The organism is Streptomyces anandii JCM 4720, from assembly GCF_014650655.1.
GTDB classification, from domain to species: domain Bacteria; phylum Actinomycetota; class Actinomycetes; order Streptomycetales; family Streptomycetaceae; genus Streptomyces; species Streptomyces anandii.
The window spans coordinates 148,350-162,525 of the sequence record NZ_BMVJ01000012.1 but is presented as its reverse complement, the minus strand read 5'-3'; the positions used below and the strand labels follow the sequence as shown (position 1 = coordinate 162,525).

Annotated in this window: 16 protein-coding genes and 7 tRNA genes; 10 read left to right on the top strand and 13 right to left on the bottom strand. The window is 73.3% G+C overall.

The features are described from left to right. The first annotated feature begins 206 nt into the window (after positions 1 to 206). On the top strand, positions 207 to 938 hold the full coding sequence (locus IE249_RS22370) for a 3'-5' exonuclease (protein WP_189707311.1): 732 nt from the start codon (positions 207 to 209) through the stop codon (positions 936 to 938). A gap of 55 nt (positions 939 to 993) precedes the next feature. Here the strand turns inward: IE249_RS22370 and IE249_RS22365 are convergent. From IE249_RS22365 to IE249_RS22350, 4 genes are all read right to left on the bottom strand, one after another. Continuing rightward, positions 994 to 1,065: transfer RNA gene (locus IE249_RS22365), tRNA-Val, on the bottom strand. Between the two features lie 39 nt (positions 1,066 to 1,104). Further along, positions 1,105 to 1,560: an SRPBCC family protein gene (locus tag IE249_RS22360; protein ID WP_189707187.1), complete on the bottom strand. Its 456-nt coding sequence runs from the start codon at positions 1,558 to 1,560 to the stop codon at positions 1,105 to 1,107. Positions 1,561 to 1,944: 384 nt separating this feature from the next. Beyond that, positions 1,945 to 2,016 (bottom strand) — tRNA-Val (locus IE249_RS22355). Positions 2,017 to 2,097: 81 nt separating this feature from the next. Beyond that, positions 2,098 to 2,616 (bottom strand): TIGR02611 family protein, encoded by a 519-nt coding sequence (locus IE249_RS22350; RefSeq protein WP_189707185.1) that lies wholly within the window; start codon positions 2,614 to 2,616, stop codon positions 2,098 to 2,100. A 190-nt stretch (positions 2,617 to 2,806) separates the two neighbouring features. Between IE249_RS22350 and IE249_RS22345 the strand changes: the two genes are divergently transcribed. Then, positions 2,807 to 3,220 (top strand): SsgA family sporulation/cell division regulator, encoded by a 414-nt coding sequence (locus IE249_RS22345; RefSeq protein ID WP_004002642.1) that lies wholly within the window; start codon positions 2,807 to 2,809, stop codon positions 3,218 to 3,220. Between the two features lie 306 nt (positions 3,221 to 3,526). Further along, entirely contained in the window at positions 3,527 to 4,087 is a 561-nt protein-coding gene (locus IE249_RS22340) for a CGNR zinc finger domain-containing protein (protein ID WP_189707183.1), read from the top strand. 66 nt (positions 4,088 to 4,153) lie between these two features. Here the strand turns inward: IE249_RS22340 and IE249_RS22335 are convergent, their stop codons facing one another. Together IE249_RS22335 and IE249_RS22330 are read right to left on the bottom strand one after the other, a co-directional pair. Further along, a complete protein-coding gene (locus tag IE249_RS22335; RefSeq protein WP_189707182.1) occupies positions 4,154 to 4,306 on the bottom strand; it encodes a hypothetical protein in 153 nt (50 codons plus the stop codon). 201 nt (positions 4,307 to 4,507) lie between these two features. Beyond that, positions 4,508 to 4,963 (bottom strand): hypothetical protein, encoded by a 456-nt coding sequence (locus tag IE249_RS22330; RefSeq protein ID WP_189707180.1) that lies wholly within the window; start codon positions 4,961 to 4,963, stop codon positions 4,508 to 4,510. Positions 4,964 to 5,182: 219 nt separating this feature from the next. On the opposite strand from IE249_RS22330, the gene IE249_RS22325 reads away from it, so the two are divergent. Next, on the top strand, positions 5,183 to 5,701 hold the full coding sequence (locus tag IE249_RS22325; RefSeq protein WP_189707178.1) for a DsbA family protein: 519 nt from the start codon (positions 5,183 to 5,185) through the stop codon (positions 5,699 to 5,701). Positions 5,702 to 5,789: 88 nt separating this feature from the next. Here IE249_RS22325 and IE249_RS22320 read toward each other — a convergent pair whose 3' ends face one another. The 3 genes from IE249_RS22320 to IE249_RS22310 all read right to left on the bottom strand — a co-directional run bounded on the left by IE249_RS22320 (position 5,790) and on the right by IE249_RS22310 (position 8,581). After that, positions 5,790 to 6,614, bottom strand: a complete 825-nt coding sequence (locus tag IE249_RS22320) for a GNAT family N-acetyltransferase (protein WP_189707176.1) — start codon at positions 6,612 to 6,614, stop codon at positions 5,790 to 5,792. A 93-nt stretch (positions 6,615 to 6,707) separates the two neighbouring features. Next, entirely contained in the window at positions 6,708 to 7,529 is an 822-nt protein-coding gene (locus IE249_RS22315) for an aminotransferase class IV (RefSeq protein ID WP_189707174.1), read from the bottom strand. Between the two features lie 2 nt (positions 7,530 to 7,531). Then, on the bottom strand, positions 7,532 to 8,581 hold the full coding sequence (locus IE249_RS22310) for a chorismate-binding protein (protein WP_189707172.1): 1,050 nt from the start codon (positions 8,579 to 8,581) through the stop codon (positions 7,532 to 7,534). Positions 8,582 to 8,758: 177 nt separating this feature from the next. On the opposite strand from IE249_RS22310, the gene IE249_RS22305 reads away from it, so the two are divergent. The 5 genes from IE249_RS22305 (at position 8,759) to IE249_RS22285 (ending at position 9,224) form a co-directional block, all read left to right on the top strand. Then, positions 8,759 to 8,831: transfer RNA gene (locus IE249_RS22305), tRNA-Gly, on the top strand. Between the two features lie 36 nt (positions 8,832 to 8,867). Continuing rightward, a tRNA-Cys gene (locus tag IE249_RS22300) sits at positions 8,868 to 8,941 on the top strand. A 1-nt stretch (position 8,942) separates the two neighbouring features. Beyond that, positions 8,943 to 9,014 (top strand) — tRNA-Val (locus tag IE249_RS22295). Between the two features lie 23 nt (positions 9,015 to 9,037). Next, a tRNA-Val gene (locus tag IE249_RS22290) sits at positions 9,038 to 9,109 on the top strand. 43 nt (positions 9,110 to 9,152) lie between these two features. Further along, positions 9,153 to 9,224 (top strand) — tRNA-Val (locus tag IE249_RS22285). A 54-nt stretch (positions 9,225 to 9,278) separates the two neighbouring features. On the opposite strand, the gene IE249_RS22280 is transcribed toward IE249_RS22285, so the two are convergent. From IE249_RS22280 to IE249_RS22265, 3 genes are all read right to left on the bottom strand, one after another. Continuing rightward, the gene (locus IE249_RS22280) at positions 9,279 to 9,569 is read right to left on the bottom strand and encodes a TFIIB-type zinc ribbon-containing protein (RefSeq protein ID WP_189707170.1); all 291 of its coding nucleotides are present in this window, start codon (positions 9,567 to 9,569) and stop codon (positions 9,279 to 9,281) included. 80 nt (positions 9,570 to 9,649) lie between these two features. Continuing rightward, the gene (locus IE249_RS38135) at positions 9,650 to 10,735 is read right to left on the bottom strand and encodes a phosphotransferase (RefSeq protein WP_229859015.1); all 1,086 of its coding nucleotides are present in this window, start codon (positions 10,733 to 10,735) and stop codon (positions 9,650 to 9,652) included. 189 nt (positions 10,736 to 10,924) lie between these two features. After that, positions 10,925 to 11,119, bottom strand: a complete 195-nt coding sequence (locus IE249_RS22265; protein ID WP_189707168.1) for a hypothetical protein — start codon at positions 11,117 to 11,119, stop codon at positions 10,925 to 10,927. Between the two features lie 589 nt (positions 11,120 to 11,708). On the opposite strand from IE249_RS22265, the gene IE249_RS22260 reads away from it, so the two are divergent. Then, on the top strand, positions 11,709 to 13,163 hold the full coding sequence (locus IE249_RS22260) for a serine/threonine-protein kinase (protein ID WP_189707166.1): 1,455 nt from the start codon (positions 11,709 to 11,711) through the stop codon (positions 13,161 to 13,163). Between the two features lie 296 nt (positions 13,164 to 13,459). Here IE249_RS22260 and IE249_RS22255 read toward each other — a convergent pair. Then, the coding region (locus tag IE249_RS22255) for a TrmH family RNA methyltransferase (protein ID WP_229859013.1) at positions 13,460 to 14,176 on the bottom strand (717 nt) is incomplete at its 5' end.

Here is a 14,176-nt window from a genome sequence, read left to right as displayed (position 1 = left end):
CCCGCTCGGGCTGCGCTATCGCCATGACCAACAGCCTTCCACGCCGGAGGAATTGCCGGGTGAGTCCCCGTCATGGGCCTGTGAACTGCAAAGACCCGTATTCCTGTTGTGTCCTTCCGGCGTACGGCGCAAACAGCCCGGGTATCACCAAACGGGCAGAAGACGGTGCGTCAGCTGCCGTGGGTGAGCGAGGAGTTGTGGTCGACATGACGTGCTGCTGGTACGAGGGGCCGCTGGCCGCCTTCGACACGGAGACCACGGGCGTCGACGTGGAGACCGACCGGATCGTGTCGGCCGCCGTCGTCGTCCAGGACGCTCCGGGCTCCCGGCCGCGGATGGCCCGCTGGCTGGTGAACCCGGGCGTGCCGGTGCCGGAGGCGGCGACGGCGGTGCACGGGCTGACCGAGGACCATCTGCAGCGCAACGGGCGCTGGCCGGCCCCGGTGATGTACGAGATAGCCGAGGAGCTGGCGGAGCAGGCGGCACTGGGCCGGCCGCTGGTGGTGATGAACGCGCCGTTCGATCTGACGCTGCTGGACCGGGAGTTGCGCCGGCACCGGGCGTCGTCGCTGGACCGCTGGTTCGAGTCGTCGCCGCTGTGCGTGCTCGATCCGCGGGTGCTGGACAAGCATCTGGACCGCTACCGCAAGGGCCGGCGCACGCTCACCGACCTGTGCGCGCACTACGAGGTGGTGCTCCAGGACGCGCACGACGCGGCGGCGGACGCGCTGGCCGCGCTGGAGGTGGTGCGTGCGCTCGGCCGCCGTTTCGCGACCCGTCTGGACCGGCTGTCTCCGGCCGAACTGCACACCCTGCAGACGGGCTGGCACGCGGCGCAGGCGCGCGGCCTGCAGGCGTGGTTCGCGCGCAGCGGGGCGGAGGAGACCGTGGACCCGTCGTGGCCGCTGCGCCCGGAGCTGCCGGCGGCGGCCGCGTGACCACGCGCGCGACCATGCAAAAGGCCGGTCCGCCTGTGCGGACCGGCCTTCCCGGTGGGCGATACTGGGTTCGAACCAGTGACCTCTTCGGTGTGAACGAAGCGCTCTCCCACTGAGCTAATCGCCCGGGAACGCACTGAACAATACAGGTGTCGGCGGCCTTCCTTCAAACCGCTTCCAGGTGGGCCGCCAGGCCCCGCCGTCCGGCGCGCATCATCAGCCGGTGGTTCAGCCGGAAGACGGGTCGGCCCGGCACGGCGAAGTGCCTGAGCAGGGGTTTGTTCACCCGGACCGCCTGGTCGTAGCGGGCGAGGGTGCCGGCGCCGTGCGCGGTGAGGGTCCAGCGCGCCCAGCCGTCGAGGTCGCCGGTCATCGCGACCTTGAGGACGCCGGCCGCCCGGTCCCGGCGCACCTCGCGCGCGGTGACGGTGATGTCGTACGGCAGTACGGAGCGGATCCGGACGACGCCGGTCACCTCGCCGGAGCGCCGCACCTCGCGTACCTCCCGGATCTGTGGCCACCACCGCGGATAGTCCTCCAGGCGCGCGAGCGCCCCGTACACGGCGGCCGGCGGCGCGGGCAGGGACCACAGACTGCGGAAGCGGTAGTGGGTCCAGTCCATGGCCCTCAGTCTGCCCGCGTCCGCCGCGCTCCCCGGGCATCTGAGTACGCGTACTCATGCCGTGCGACGTGACGCGGACCACACTGGGCGCGAGCGCCGCCGCCCGTGCGGCGGCGCTTCCCCACCAGCCCGTATGTGATTGCGGATCAGCCTCTCCTCGCTTACGGGCAAAGGAATGTGACGGCGTTTTGGAAAACGCCGGGGATTTCCGCCTGGGCCGGTACGGGGAAGTACTCCTGGAAAGCGCCGCGGACCGAAAGACGCTCTTCGCCGGATCGGTCCGCGCGCCTCTTCACACGTCGTCACGAGTAACGGAAGGTCACCGTCCGGTGGTTATACGACGGCGGCCCGTCCGCGTGATCGCAGACGGGCCGCCGGTCCGGGTGGGCGATACTGGGTTCGAACCAGTGACCTCTTCGGTGTGAACGAAGCGCTCTCCCACTGAGCTAATCGCCCGGGCGCAGGAAGAACATTACCGCATGTCAGCGGATGCCCGGGACCGGACCCCACCGGCCCCGGACGATCGGCGGCGCGCGCTCACTGATCGGGGATGTTCCACGGCATGGTGAAGCCGAACCTCGACACGTAGAACCCCAGCAGGACCCCGACGATCACCAGGCCGATCACCGTCAGGGCGATGTTGCGGCGGCGCACCTTGGGATCGAGGGCCCGCTGGGCCGCCTCGGTGACCTTGCGCTTGGTCCAGCGCAGCACGAGCTGGGCCCAGACGAACTCGGTCGCCCAGATCGCCATGCCGCCGAAGATCACCACCCAGCCAGGTCCGGGCAGCGGGAGCATGACGACGCCGGCGCCGACGACCGCGAGCCCGACGACGAAGACCCCGACCTGCCAGCTGAGGTGCAGCACGGGGCGTGACCGGACGAATTCGGGCGCGCGGGAGCCGAGGCCCTGCCGCCGCGGCGCCTCCTCGGCGTCCCCGGCCGTCCCGGCCTCCTCGGTCCCGTCGGCCCGGCCGGCGCGGCCGGTCCCCGTCCGGCCCTTCGCCCTGTCCGACACCATGGCACCACCGCCCGGATCGTCACTCCCCGTATTCATGTCCTCGACACTACCGGAGAGAAACAAGTCACCGTAATGGACGTACCGAGCGAACAGGTTCTCGGCCGGAAGAGTTACGTAAAGCCATGCAAAACACTCAGAGGGGTTTACAACGGCACCGTAGGTGGCATGTCGATTTCGCCGACGTGCGAATCCCCGAGCGCACACTGAGCGAAAGGCCCTGGCGCTTATGAACACCACGGTCAGCTGCGAGCTGCACCTGCGCCTCGTTGTGTCGAGCGAGTCCTCCCTGCCTGTCCCCGCAGGCCTGCGGTACGACACGGCCGACCCCTACGCCGTGCACGCCACCTTCCACACCGGAGCCGAGGAGACCGTCGAGTGGGTGTTCGCCCGCGACCTCCTCGCCGAGGGGCTTCACCGTCCCACCGGAACCGGCGACGTCCGAGTCTGGCCGTCGCGCAGTCATGGCCAGGGCGTCGTGTGCATCGCCCTGAGCTCTCCGGAGGGCGAGGCTCTGCTCGAGGCCCCGGCGCGGGCCCTGGAATCCTTCCTGAAGCGGACCGACGCCGCCGTGCCGCCCGGCACGGAGCACCGGCACTTCGATCTGGATCAGGAGCTCTCGCACATCCTCGCGGAAAGTTGACGGCCGGCCCTCGCGGCCCATCGAGCTGCCCGTTGCCGTCCACTCGGGGAGACGGCTCGGGCCAGGACAACCGCATACGGGATGCACCGGCACCGGCCCGCCACGGGTCGGTGCCGGTGTGCGTACCGGGCCGTCGCACAGGGTGACCGGCGGTTGACGGTCAGCCTCGCGCACCGGACCGGGGGGCCCGATGTGGCCGGACCGGTGGCCCGTCCGGCTCCGGGCACTGCTCGGGCGGCGGCGGACCCACTACCATCGGCCTGCATCGGCGGGCGTGTGCCCGATCCCCAGGGCAGGGAGCGAAACGTGCTGATCACCCACGACACCCGGTGCGCGTTGGAGACCGTGGTGGATCTGGTGAACACCGCACCGGAGGACGACACGGCGCCCGACGGGCTGCCCGGAGTCGCCGCGCTCACGGAGTTCGTACGGACCCACAAGATCAGTGATGTCGGAACGCTGTCGGACTTCGACCTCTCGGCGGTGCGCAGGATCCGCGGCCGGTTCGCAGGGATCTTCGCGGCCCCCGACGCCCGCACGGCCGCGGGGATGATCAACGAGCTCGTCGCCGCGGCGGGCACCACTCCCCGGCTGACGGACCACGACGGCTACGACTGGCACGTGCACTACTTCGCCCCCGGCGCCTCGGTCGCCGACCACCTGGCCGCCGACTGCGGGATGGCGCTGGCCTTCTTCGTGGTGGCCGGGGAGCAGGAGCGGCTGCGGCGCTGCGAGGCGCCGGACTGCCGGCGCGCCTTCGTCGACCTCTCCCGCAACCGCTCGCGGCGGTACTGCGACAGCCGGACGTGCGGCAACCGGCTGCACGTGGCCGCGTACCGCGCGCGCCGCAAGGAGGCCACCGGCTGACGCCCGGGCCGTGGACGGCGTGTCGTCGGCCCCCGGCGGGTGACGCCGAGGACCCACGGTTATGGCTCACAGCAACAGCAGGTCGTGCAACGCAGCCATGAGCAGCAGACACCCGATCACCGCAAGGAAGATCATCAGCGGCGGCTGGGATAGGGCGAAGAGGCACCCGCGCGGCTCGTCCTGCTGCGGCGCGGCCTCGCTCTGTGTCGTGTCCACCATCTCGCGGTGATGATGACGCAGCGGACACCCCCTGGGCGATCAACACGCCAGGATTATGCGGGAGTTCGCCGGATCCCGTGATCTTCGTTTCGCTTCGGGCCGTACCTGAACGGTTCCGGCCGCGCCGCGGACACCCTGTGTCGTTTCCGGGTGGACGCTCCGTGTCCTCCCCGTCGTCACGCGGGGTTCATGCCGCGGGGCTCATATGCCGTGCTTCTTGAGGATGGCCTCGATGTCGCTGAAGTCGTCGTCGGAGCGGGGCGCGGCGGCCGCGCGGCCGGAGGGACGGGTCGCGGGCGGTCCCGCCTGGGGCAGGGAGGGCGCCGAGGCGGCCGGGGCCACCGCGCCGCCGCTCTGCTCCGTCCCGCGGGCGGCGGCTCTGCGCTCCTTGCGGGTGCCGCCGCGGCGCCGCTCCACCGCGCGGGTCGTGGCGAAGAGCACCCAGGCGCAGCCGAGCAGACCGAAGCCGGCCCAGGCGGTCGGGCTGAAGGCGGTGTCGGCCAGCCAGCCGACGACGCCGGTCATCACCAGGGCGACGGGCACCAGGGAGTAGGCGGCGATGCGGGCGGCGGAGAGGAAGCGCCTGCGGTACGCGGTGACCGCGGCGATGCCCAGGCCGGCCGCGGAGACGGCGGAGCAGACGGTCTCGGCAATCATCCGGTCCTCCAGGCAGGGCTCACCGGGTCGGGTGGTTCGTCCCTTCCATCCTGCACCGCCGCCACCCCGTGAGGCCATGCCGCCGGCCGATCTCCGGGCCGATATCGGGGTCGGCGTCCGGGACATCTCGGGGTCGTCTCGGGGTCGCCTCCCGCGCGGGCCCCCCGCGGCCTTGATCCCGGTTGGGTGCGCCCGCGCCCGGCCTGGGAGACTGGGCCCATGAGCGACCCCTCCCCCGCCCTCATCCCGGCCGTTCTCGACGTGTGGTGCGAACTGCAGTGCCCCGACTGCCGCACCGCGCTGGACGACCTGCGCGCCCTGCGCGAGCGCTACGGCGACCGGCTGGAGCTGCGCCTGCGGCACTTCCCGCTGGAGAAGCACAAGCACGCCTTCGCCGCCGCGCAGGCCGCCGAGGAGGCCGCCGAGCAGGGGAAGCTGTGGCCGTACGTCGAGGCGGTGCTCGGCCGGGTGGCGGAGCTGGACCGCGGGGGCGAGTCGCTGCTGGTCTCCGTGGCCGGTGAACTGGGCCTGGACGCCGAGGAGTTCGACACCGCGCTGATCGACGGCCGGCACATTCTGATCGTGGACGCCGACCAGGCCGAGGGCAAGGCGATCGGCGTGACGGGCACGCCGACCTACGTCGTCGGCGGTGAGCGCCTGGACGGCGGCAAGAGCCAGGAGGGCCTGCGCGAGCGGGTCGAGCAGATCGTGGACCGGCTGCTGGCCGAGCAGGGCTGAAGGGGCCGGGGCACTCGCCTCCGGCGGGAGCCGGGGCACTCGCCTCCGCGGGAGCCGGGGCACTCTTTCCGGCTTTCCGGCTTTCCGGCTAGAGCAGTTCCTTGTACATGGCGTACAGGACCGGCTCGTAGCCGAGGGAGGCGTAGAGGCGTTCCGCCGGGGTGTTGCCGGCGAAGACGTTCAGGCCGAGGACCTGTCTGCCCGCCGCGAGCGCCTGCCGCTCGGCCAGCAGCATCAGGGAGCGGCCGTGGCCCCGGCCGCGGAAGCGCGCGTCGGCCTCGACGTCGTAGACGAAGGCCTTGTCGTCGGCGACCGCGAGCCACAGGGTCCCGACCGGGGTGCCCTCGTGCTCGAGGACGCTGAGCAGCATGCCCGGGGTCGCCGGTCCCCGCGGGAGCAGCCTGGCGTGGTCGTCCTCGGACTTGGCCCAGGCCTGCTCCGGGGGCACGCCGCGGTCGATCCAGCTCTGGGCGTAGCCGGCCTTGCCCTGTTCGAGCCAGGGCCCGTACTCGGCGTCGGTGAGCGCTCTGCCCCGGGTGCCGGGGGGCAGTTCGGGGGCGCCCGGGCCGAGCTGCTTCTCCATGCCGCGGTTGCGCTGGACGTAGCCGAGCGCGGTGACGAGCCGTACGGCGGCCTCGGCGTCGGCGGGCACGGAGGTCTCGATGCGCTTGCAGCCCCAGTCGCGCGCCACCTCCTCGGCGGCGAGCGCGGCCACCGTGCCCCGGCCGCGGCGGCGGTCCGGCTCCTCGATGCGCAGATCGAGCAGCCGGGCGACCGCCGGCCCGAAGACGGGGTGCGTCGCGAGGTGCACGGCGCCGACGGGGCGGCTGTTGACGCACACCTGGTAGCGGCGCGAACGGGTGCCGTCGGGATGCTGCTGAAGCGGCTCGAGCGGCCGCAGGGTCGTGGTCATCAGGGGAGTTCTACCCCCGAAGGCCCGCCGAGTCAGCCGGATTTCCGCGGCCTGCCGTGGTCCCGTGCCCGTAGACCTCCCGCCCGCCGCGGATCAGGGGTCCAGGTCGTCCCCGGCCCGCTCGTCGAAGATCCGCATCGCCTTGGCGGTCACCGGGCCCGGCGCGCCCGCCGGTTCGCGGCCGTCGACGCGGTGCACGGCCTGGATGTCGCGCAGGGTGGAGGTGAGGAAGACCTCGTCGGCCCGTTCCAGGACGTCCAGCGGCAGGTCGGTCTCCCTGGCGCCGGTCCACTCCACGGCGAGTTCGCGGGTGATGCCCGCCAGGCACCCGGAGGCGAGTGGCGGGGTGTGGATCTCGCCGTCGAGGACGACGAAGACGTTGGAGCCGGTGCCCTCGCAGAGCTGTCCGACCGTGTTGGCGAACAGTGCCTCGGACGCCCCGTGTTCGTGGGCGCGGGCGAGGGCGACGACGTTCTCGGCGTACGAGGTGGTCTTCAGGCCGGTGAGGGCGCCGCGTTCGTTGCGCGTCCAGGGGACGGTGACGACGGCGGTGGAGTCGGGGCGGCGGGTGGTGGCGCCGAGGGCGACCACCAGGGTCGGGCCCTGGTCGCCGCGGTCGGAGCCGAGGGGGCCGTGGCCGCCGGTGTAGGTGATGCGCAGCCGGCCGAGCGGCATCGGGTTGGCCTCGAGGACGGCGGCGCAGGCGCGGCGGACCTCGTCGTGGTCGGGGTCGGGCAGGCCGAGGCCGCGCGCGGAGCGGGTCAGCCGGTTCAGGTGGCGGGTGAGCGCGAACGGCTTGCCGCCGGCCGCCTTCACGGTCTCGAAGATGCCGTCGCCCACGGTCAGGCCGTGGTCCAGGACGGAGACACGGGCGGACTCGATGTCCCGCAGCCCGCCGTCGAGCCAGATCTTCACGTCTACAGTCCCTCTCCAGTCTCCTCGTACGTCCCCGACGCTACCGCGAGCAGGCGGGCCGCCTTCAGCTCGGTCTCCCGCCACTCGCCTTCGGGGTCGGAGTCCCAGGTGATGCCGGCGCCCGCGCCGAAGCGCAGCACGGCCGCGCCGTCCGGGGCGCGGTCGATCCAGAACGTGCGGATGCCGACGGCCAGCTCGGCCGTGCCCCGGTCGGCGTCGACCCAGCCGATGCCGCCGCAGTAGGGGCCGCGGGGCGCGGTCTCCAGGGCGTCGATGATCCTCAGGGCACTCGACTTGGGCGCGCCGGTGATCGAGCCGGCCGGGAAGGCGGCGTCGAGGAGCTCGGGCCAGCCGGCGTCCGGGAGCAGCTCGCCCCGGACCGTGGAAACGAGGTGGACCAGGCCCGGGTGCTTCTCGAGGGCGCACAGTTCGGGCACGGTGACGCTGCCGGTGGTGCACACGCGCCCGATGTCGTTGCGGACCAGGTCCACGATCATCACGTTCTCGGCGTGGTCCTTGGGCAGCAGTTCCGCCTCGGTGCGGGCGGTGCCCTTGATCGGGCCGGACTCGACGACGCGTCCGCGGCGGCGCAGGAACAGCTCGGGGGATGCGGTGGCTATCTCCACGCCGTGCTCCGGCAGCCGAATCGTTCCGGCGTACGGCGCCGGGTTGCCGCGGGCCAGCACGGAGGTCAGGGCGTCCACGTCGGCGTCGGGCGCCAGCGGGGCCGAGAGCACGCGGCAGAGGTTGACCTGGTAGACCTCGCCGGCCGCTATGCGGTCGTGGATACGGCGCACACCGGACGTGTACGCGGCGCGGTCCATGGAGGACGTCCAGTCGCCGGCGCCCGGACCGCGCCACCGGCCGGGGACGACGGCGGGCACCGGGACCTCCCTCACGTCCCGGAAGCGGGCGCAGGTCAGCCGGCCCTCGTAGTCGGCCGCGACGGCCCAGAAGCCGGTGGAGTCCAGGGCCGCGGGATCGCTGGTGACGTCGGCCAGACCGGTGGCGAGGCGGTCGCCGAAGCGGGCGAGAGGAGGCAGGTGGAGCACATGGCCGAGTCTATGGCGGGCGCCCTGCCGGCGGTCCGGGCGTGTCCCTCCCGGCACCTGACCAGGCGCTCCGGCGGACGCACCGCAGCACGCTGCACAAACGCGTTTTTGTACTGGCCCGGGAATCCGCTAGAGTTCAACACGTCGCCGGGACGCGCAAGCGCACCGAAACGACAGGCGGACGTAGCTCAGTTGGTAGAGCGCAACCTTGCCAAGGTTGAGGTCGCGAGTTCGAGCCTCGTCGTCCGCTCGAAGGAAGAGGGGATCCACGGGTCCCCGCACTCCTGGTGGAGTGGCCGAGAGGCGAGGCAACGGCCTGCAAAGCCGTCTACACGGGTTCAAATCCCGTCTCCACCTCCAAGGACGATTAGCTCAGCGGGAGAGCGCTTCCCTGACACGGAAGAGGTCACTGGTTCAATCCCAGTATCGTCCACTGAAGCCCCAGGGCTTCCACCCGCGCGATTAGCTCAGCGGGAGAGCGCTTCCCTGACACGGAAGAGGTCACTGGTTCAATCCCAGTATCGCGCACGCAGTGTCCATGACCGGCTCCCCGGAGTGGTCGTGGTCCCGAGGACGATTAGCTCAGCGGGAGAGCGCTTCCCTGACACGGAAGAGGTCACTGGTTCAATCCCAGTATCGTCCACACGCACCGAAGCCCCGGCCGTTTCCCACGGCCGGGGCTTCGTCGTCCCGGGCGTCAGGACGAGAAGAGCATGTGCCCGAAGCTCTTGTGGCGGTGGTGGCCGTAGTGACCGTGCCCGCCGCCGTGGTGGCCGCCGTGCGGGGCTCCCCAGGCGGGGGCGGGCGGGGCCGGGTAGGCCTGTGGGGCGGGCGGCGGCGCGGGCTGGGACCACTGGGACTCCAGGCGGGTCAGCGCCTCGAGCTCGCCGTAGTCCAGGAAGATGCCGCGGCAGCCGCTGCACTGCTCGATCTGGACGCCGTTGCGGTTGTAGGTGTGCATCGGCGCGTGGCACTTCGGACACTGCATGGTCGGCTCAACTCCTCGCCGGTCGGTCCTGCTTCGGTTCTCGCCAGGACAGACTCTGTCCGGCTCCGGTCGGTTGCACCCTACTTCGCCAGGCCGTCGTCCAACTCCGGCGGGAGGCCGCTCATTCGGTCGCAGGCGTCCACGACGGCCAGTTCGATCTCGTCCAGCGGGCGGCCGTCCCGGGTCGCCCTGACGATCGCCAGCGCGGCGGTCTGCACGGTGAGGGCGCGGGCCGGGACGTCCAGGGCCGGCCATGGGTCGCCCTCCGCCGGGACGGCGGGGCCGCCGGCCGCGCGGTAGGCGGTGAGGAAGCGGGTCCACTCCTCGGGCGGCAGCAGCCCGCAGGCGTACCAGGCGGCGGGCCGGGCCAGGTCCCAGGCCGGTACGCCGACGCCGAGGTCGTCGACGTCGATGAGCAGCCAGGGGCCGCCCGGCGCCGGGTGCCGGACGAGCTGGCCGAGGTGCAGGTCGCCGTGGCAGAGGGCACCCCCGCCGGGCATGGGCGCCTCGTCACGCGCCCAGGCGGGCAGCGTGGCCCAGGCGCGCTCGACGGGACGGGCGGCGGAGCGGCCGGGCGCGGTGGCGCGGAGCCGGGCCACGGCCAGGGCGGCCTTCGCGGGGCCGCGCATGGGCGGCAGGGCCGGCGGTACGGGGCCGCGGTGCAGACGGGCCAGGAGCGCGGCTGCGGCTTCCCAGGGGGCGGCGTCGGGGTCCTCGGGGTCGACGGGGGTGCCGTGGGGCCAGAGGGTCATGAGGCGGGGATGGGGGGTGGGGCGGTGCTCGGGGTGCTCGGGGTGCTCGGGCTGCTCGGACTGCTCGGGGTGCCGGCAGTCGCGGTGGTGGCGGTCCGGGGCGATCGCAGGGGCAGTTCGGCGGGCGGGGGTGCCGCGGGGGACGGGGATCGGGGTGGCGAGAGGTACGGCGGCCGGAGTGAGCGGGGGCAGGAAGATGCCGGGGAGGGCGGCGGCCGTGGTCAGGCGGAGCGCCAGGGCGGCCGGGTCGGTGCCGGGGGCGTGGGCCTTGGCGACGACGCCCGCGTGGCGTACGACGGCGGCGTCGGGCCGGTCGGCGAGGACGGCGGCCGTGCAGGGGCAGCGGTCCGCGGCGCGGTGGGCCGCCCCGGCGGCCTGTGCGGCCAGCTCGGGCAACAGGGCGTCGGCGGTCACGGGAACTCCTGGGGTACGGCGGCGACGGCGAGCCTACGTGAGCCGGGCCCGGACGCCCCCGGGAAGGACAATGCCGGCGCAGCTCCCCAGCTGCGCCGGCATCCTGCCGTCCGCCGCACCCCCGTCCCCACGGGGTTTCATGGGTGGATGTCCCCGCCCGGACCGCTCTTCCGGGCCTGGGGTCGCCGCTCAGCGCCCCAGCATCACGCCCACGGACGACGCCTGTGTGGCCACTGTGTTCCAGCCGTCGAAGACCAGCAGGAGCAGGGCCGCCAGGGGAAGGGCCATCACCGTCGCCACCAGTGGGTGGCGGCGGCCCGTACGGCGGGGGCGTGCGAAGCGTCCCTGCGTGCGGAGCAGCGTCCGCGGTGCCGTGTGGGCCATGGTCCCTCTCCTGACCGTCTCGGTTGTCGTTGGCAGCGGCGGGTGTCTGACCTCGGGGGACGAGTGCTGCACCCGCCGCTTGACCTCAAATCTAGGCGCGCGGGGGGCGCCGGTCGTCATGCCCTCGTACCGATTGGCGGGCCTCCCGGAGGATGAGCCGTGACCTGGGGACTACTCCCCTGGGTGGAGACGGGGATCCGGCTCTCGGGGTCTTCCCGGAGGGGGCGTCCGGTGTGCCCGGCTTTCCGTCCCCGCGGTGGTGACTTCGCTCACTTCCACTCCGCTCCGGCGCACCTTTCTCACGGTCCGGCGCACCGCTCCGCCCACCGCCGCACGCTGTCCGCGCGCACCGCGTCACGCGCGCCGGACGGTGCGCGCAAGATCGGGCCCGGGCTGATCAACGTCCTTTGTGTCACCGGCGGTTGGGATCAAGAAGGGTGTGCGCCTGCTGGCCGGTCCCGGTTCCTGACCGACCTTCAATTGTGGTGTCCCGTACCGACAATCGATCGGGTGGAGAGGGCGCGGCCTCTGCGCGCGAACGGCCCCGGAAACGTAAGCTGTGGCTCGTCACAGGGACCGGGCAGCGGGGATGAACATGGCGATGATGCGCCTGAGGCGCGAGGACCCGCGTGTCGTCGGCTCGTTCAGGCTTCACCGACGGCTCGGCGCGGGCGGAATGGGCGTGGTCTACCTCGGATCCGACCGCAAGGGCCAGCGGGTCGCCCTGAAGGTCATCCGGCCGGATCTGGCCGAGGACCAGGAGTTCCGGTCGCGGTTCGCCCGCGAGGTCTCCGCGGCGCGGCGGATCCGGGGCGGGTGCACGGCGCGGCTGGTGGCCGCGGACCTGGAGGCGGACCGCCCCTGGTTCGCCACGCAGTACGTGCCCGGGCCGTCCCTGCACGACAAGGTGGCCGACGAGGGTGCGCTGAGCGCGGCGGAGGTGGCCGCGATCGGGGCCGCGCTGTCCGAGGGGCTGGTGGCCGTGCACGAGGCCGGGGTCGTGCACCGGGATCTGAAGCCCTCGAACATCCTGCTGTCCCCCAAGGGGCCGCGGATCATCGACTTCGGCATCGCGTGGGCCACCGGCGCGTCCACGCTCACGCACGTCGGCACGGCGGTCGGCTCCCCCGGGTTCCTCGCCCCCGAACAGGTGCGGGGGGCGGTGGTCACGCCGGCCACCGACGTGTTCTCGCTGGGCGCGACGCTGGCGTACGCCTCGACGGCGGACTCGCCGTTCGGGCACGGCAGCTCCGAGGTGATGCTGTACCGGGTGGTGCACGAGGAGCCCCATCTGCACGGCGTGCCGGACGCGCTGGGCCCGCTGGTGCGGGCCTGTCTGGCCAAGGACCCCGAGGAGCGGCCGAGCACGCTGCAGTTGTCGCTGCGGCTGAAGGAGATCGCCGCGCGGGAGGCGCAGGGTCTCGGCGACGCGCGGCCGCCCGCGCCGCGCGCGGCCGAGGCGGACCGTCCGACCGGGCGGCTCGTCGACACGTATCCCGAGCAGCAGCGCGCCGCCCACCTCGACGGGCCGCGCTCCGGACGGTCCGAGCAGCAGCGGGCGCCCCGGCGGCCGCAGGGCTCCTCCCCCGGCATGCCCGGGCCGCGGGGCGGCGGGTCCCGGGGCCGCGGCGCCGGCACACCGTCCCGTACCGGGGGTTCCCGGCCGACGCCGACGTCCCGGACCGGTTCCCGCACGGGCGGCGGCCGGCCCGTGCCGCGCGGCGGGCGGCCGGACCGGCGCGGCACCTCCACGGGCCTGCGCCCGGCCAATCCCCGGCTGCTGCGTCAGCGTCTGTTCGTGTTCGTGGTGGTGACCCTCCTGGTCGCCCTCGGCATCGCGGCGGCCCAGGGCTGCCAGGGCCCTTCCCGGGGCCTGCCCGACGAGGACGGCGTACGCGTCGCCCAGGAGCACGCCCCGGGGCAGACGGGCGCGGCGAGCGATGTCGGCCCGGGGCCGACGGACACGGCGGACGGTTCCGGCACGGAGATCCGGTCCGCCACGGGCGGCGGTTCCGGCGCGACGGCGCCGCGCACAGCGCGGTAGCGCGAGGCGCAGGGCCCGGCTCCCCGTCGGCCCGCTGGGCCGTGCGACCGTACCTTCGGGCCGGCCGTCTCCGCGTTCGCGTCGCGAGCGGCGTCGAACCGGCCGGCGGCGCACGCCGGCGACCGGCACGGGGCCGCACGCCCGCCCGCGCCAGCCCCCATCGCACCGGGCCCTGCGGCCGAGTTCCGGCGGCGTAGCGGCACGCGCCGAGGCCCGTCACGGCGCGCGGGGCCGGGCGGGGCGAAGGGCGGTGCCGAGGCCCGTCGCGGCGCGCGGGGCCGGCCGGCCGGGGCGTGTTACGGGTTGGGGCGGCCCGTCGCCACCGCGTAGAAGGCCACCGCTGCCGCCGCGCCCACGTTGAGGGAGTCGACGCCGTGGGACATGGGGATGCGGACCCACTCGTCGGCGGCCACCAGGGCCTGGGTGGACAGGCCTTCGCCCTCGGCGCCGAGCATGAGGGCGACCCTGTCCATCCGGTGGGGGGCGGCCTCGTCCAGGGAGGCCGCCTTCTCGTCCGGGGTGAGGGCGAGCAGGGTGAAGCCGGCCTCGCGGACCGAGTCCAGCCCCTTGGGCCAGGTGCCGAGACGGGCGTACGGCACGGAGAACACCGCGCCCATGGAGACCTTCACGCTGCGGCGGTAGAGCGGGTCGGCGCAGTCCGGCGAGAGCAGGACGGCGTCCATGCCGAGCGCGGCCGCCGAGCGGAAGATCGCGCCGATGTTGGTGTGGTCGTTCACGGACTCCATGACGGCGACCCGGCGTGCGGTGCGCAGCAGTTCGCCCGCCGTGGGCAGCGGCTTGCGCTGCATCGAGGCGAGCGCGCCCCGGTGCACGTGGTAGCCGGTGACCTGTTCGGCGAGTTCGGGGCTGACCGCGTATACCGGGGCCGGGAGTTCGTCGATGACGTCGCGCATGACGTCGACCCACTTCGCGGACAGCAGCATCGAGCGCATCTCGTACCCGGCGTCCTTGGCCCGGCGGATGACCTTCTCGCCCTCGGCGATGAACAGGCC

What these genes read in the sequence shown, in the direction of transcription:
- IE249_RS22330 (WP_189707180.1), bottom strand. Translation starts at nt 4,963, where the DNA reads ATGATTGCCGAGACCGTCTGCTCCGCCGTCTCCGCGGCCGGCCTGGGC.
- IE249_RS22260 (WP_189707166.1), top strand. Translation starts at nt 11,709, where the DNA reads ATGAACATGGCGATGATGCGCCTGAGGCGCGAGGACCCGCGTGTCGTC.
- IE249_RS22335 (WP_189707182.1), bottom strand. Translation starts at nt 4,306, where the DNA reads ATGGTGGACACGACACAGAGCGAGGCCGCGCCGCAGCAGGACGAGCCG.
- IE249_RS22265 (WP_189707168.1), bottom strand. Translation starts at nt 11,119, where the DNA reads ATGGCCCACACGGCACCGCGGACGCTGCTCCGCACGCAGGGACGCTTC.
- IE249_RS22320 (WP_189707176.1), bottom strand. Translation starts at nt 6,614, where the DNA reads ATGACCACGACCCTGCGGCCGCTCGAGCCGCTTCAGCAGCATCCCGAC.
- IE249_RS22280 (WP_189707170.1), bottom strand. Translation starts at nt 9,569, where the DNA reads ATGCAGTGTCCGAAGTGCCACGCGCCGATGCACACCTACAACCGCAAC.
- IE249_RS22360 (WP_189707187.1), bottom strand. Translation starts at nt 1,560, where the DNA reads ATGGACTGGACCCACTACCGCTTCCGCAGTCTGTGGTCCCTGCCCGCG.
- IE249_RS22325 (WP_189707178.1), top strand. Translation starts at nt 5,183, where the DNA reads ATGAGCGACCCCTCCCCCGCCCTCATCCCGGCCGTTCTCGACGTGTGG.
- IE249_RS22370 (WP_189707311.1), top strand. Translation starts at nt 207, where the DNA reads ATGACGTGCTGCTGGTACGAGGGGCCGCTGGCCGCCTTCGACACGGAG.
- IE249_RS22350 (WP_189707185.1), bottom strand. Translation starts at nt 2,616, where the DNA reads ATGAATACGGGGAGTGACGATCCGGGCGGTGGTGCCATGGTGTCGGAC.
- IE249_RS22345 (WP_004002642.1), top strand. Translation starts at nt 2,807, where the DNA reads ATGAACACCACGGTCAGCTGCGAGCTGCACCTGCGCCTCGTTGTGTCG.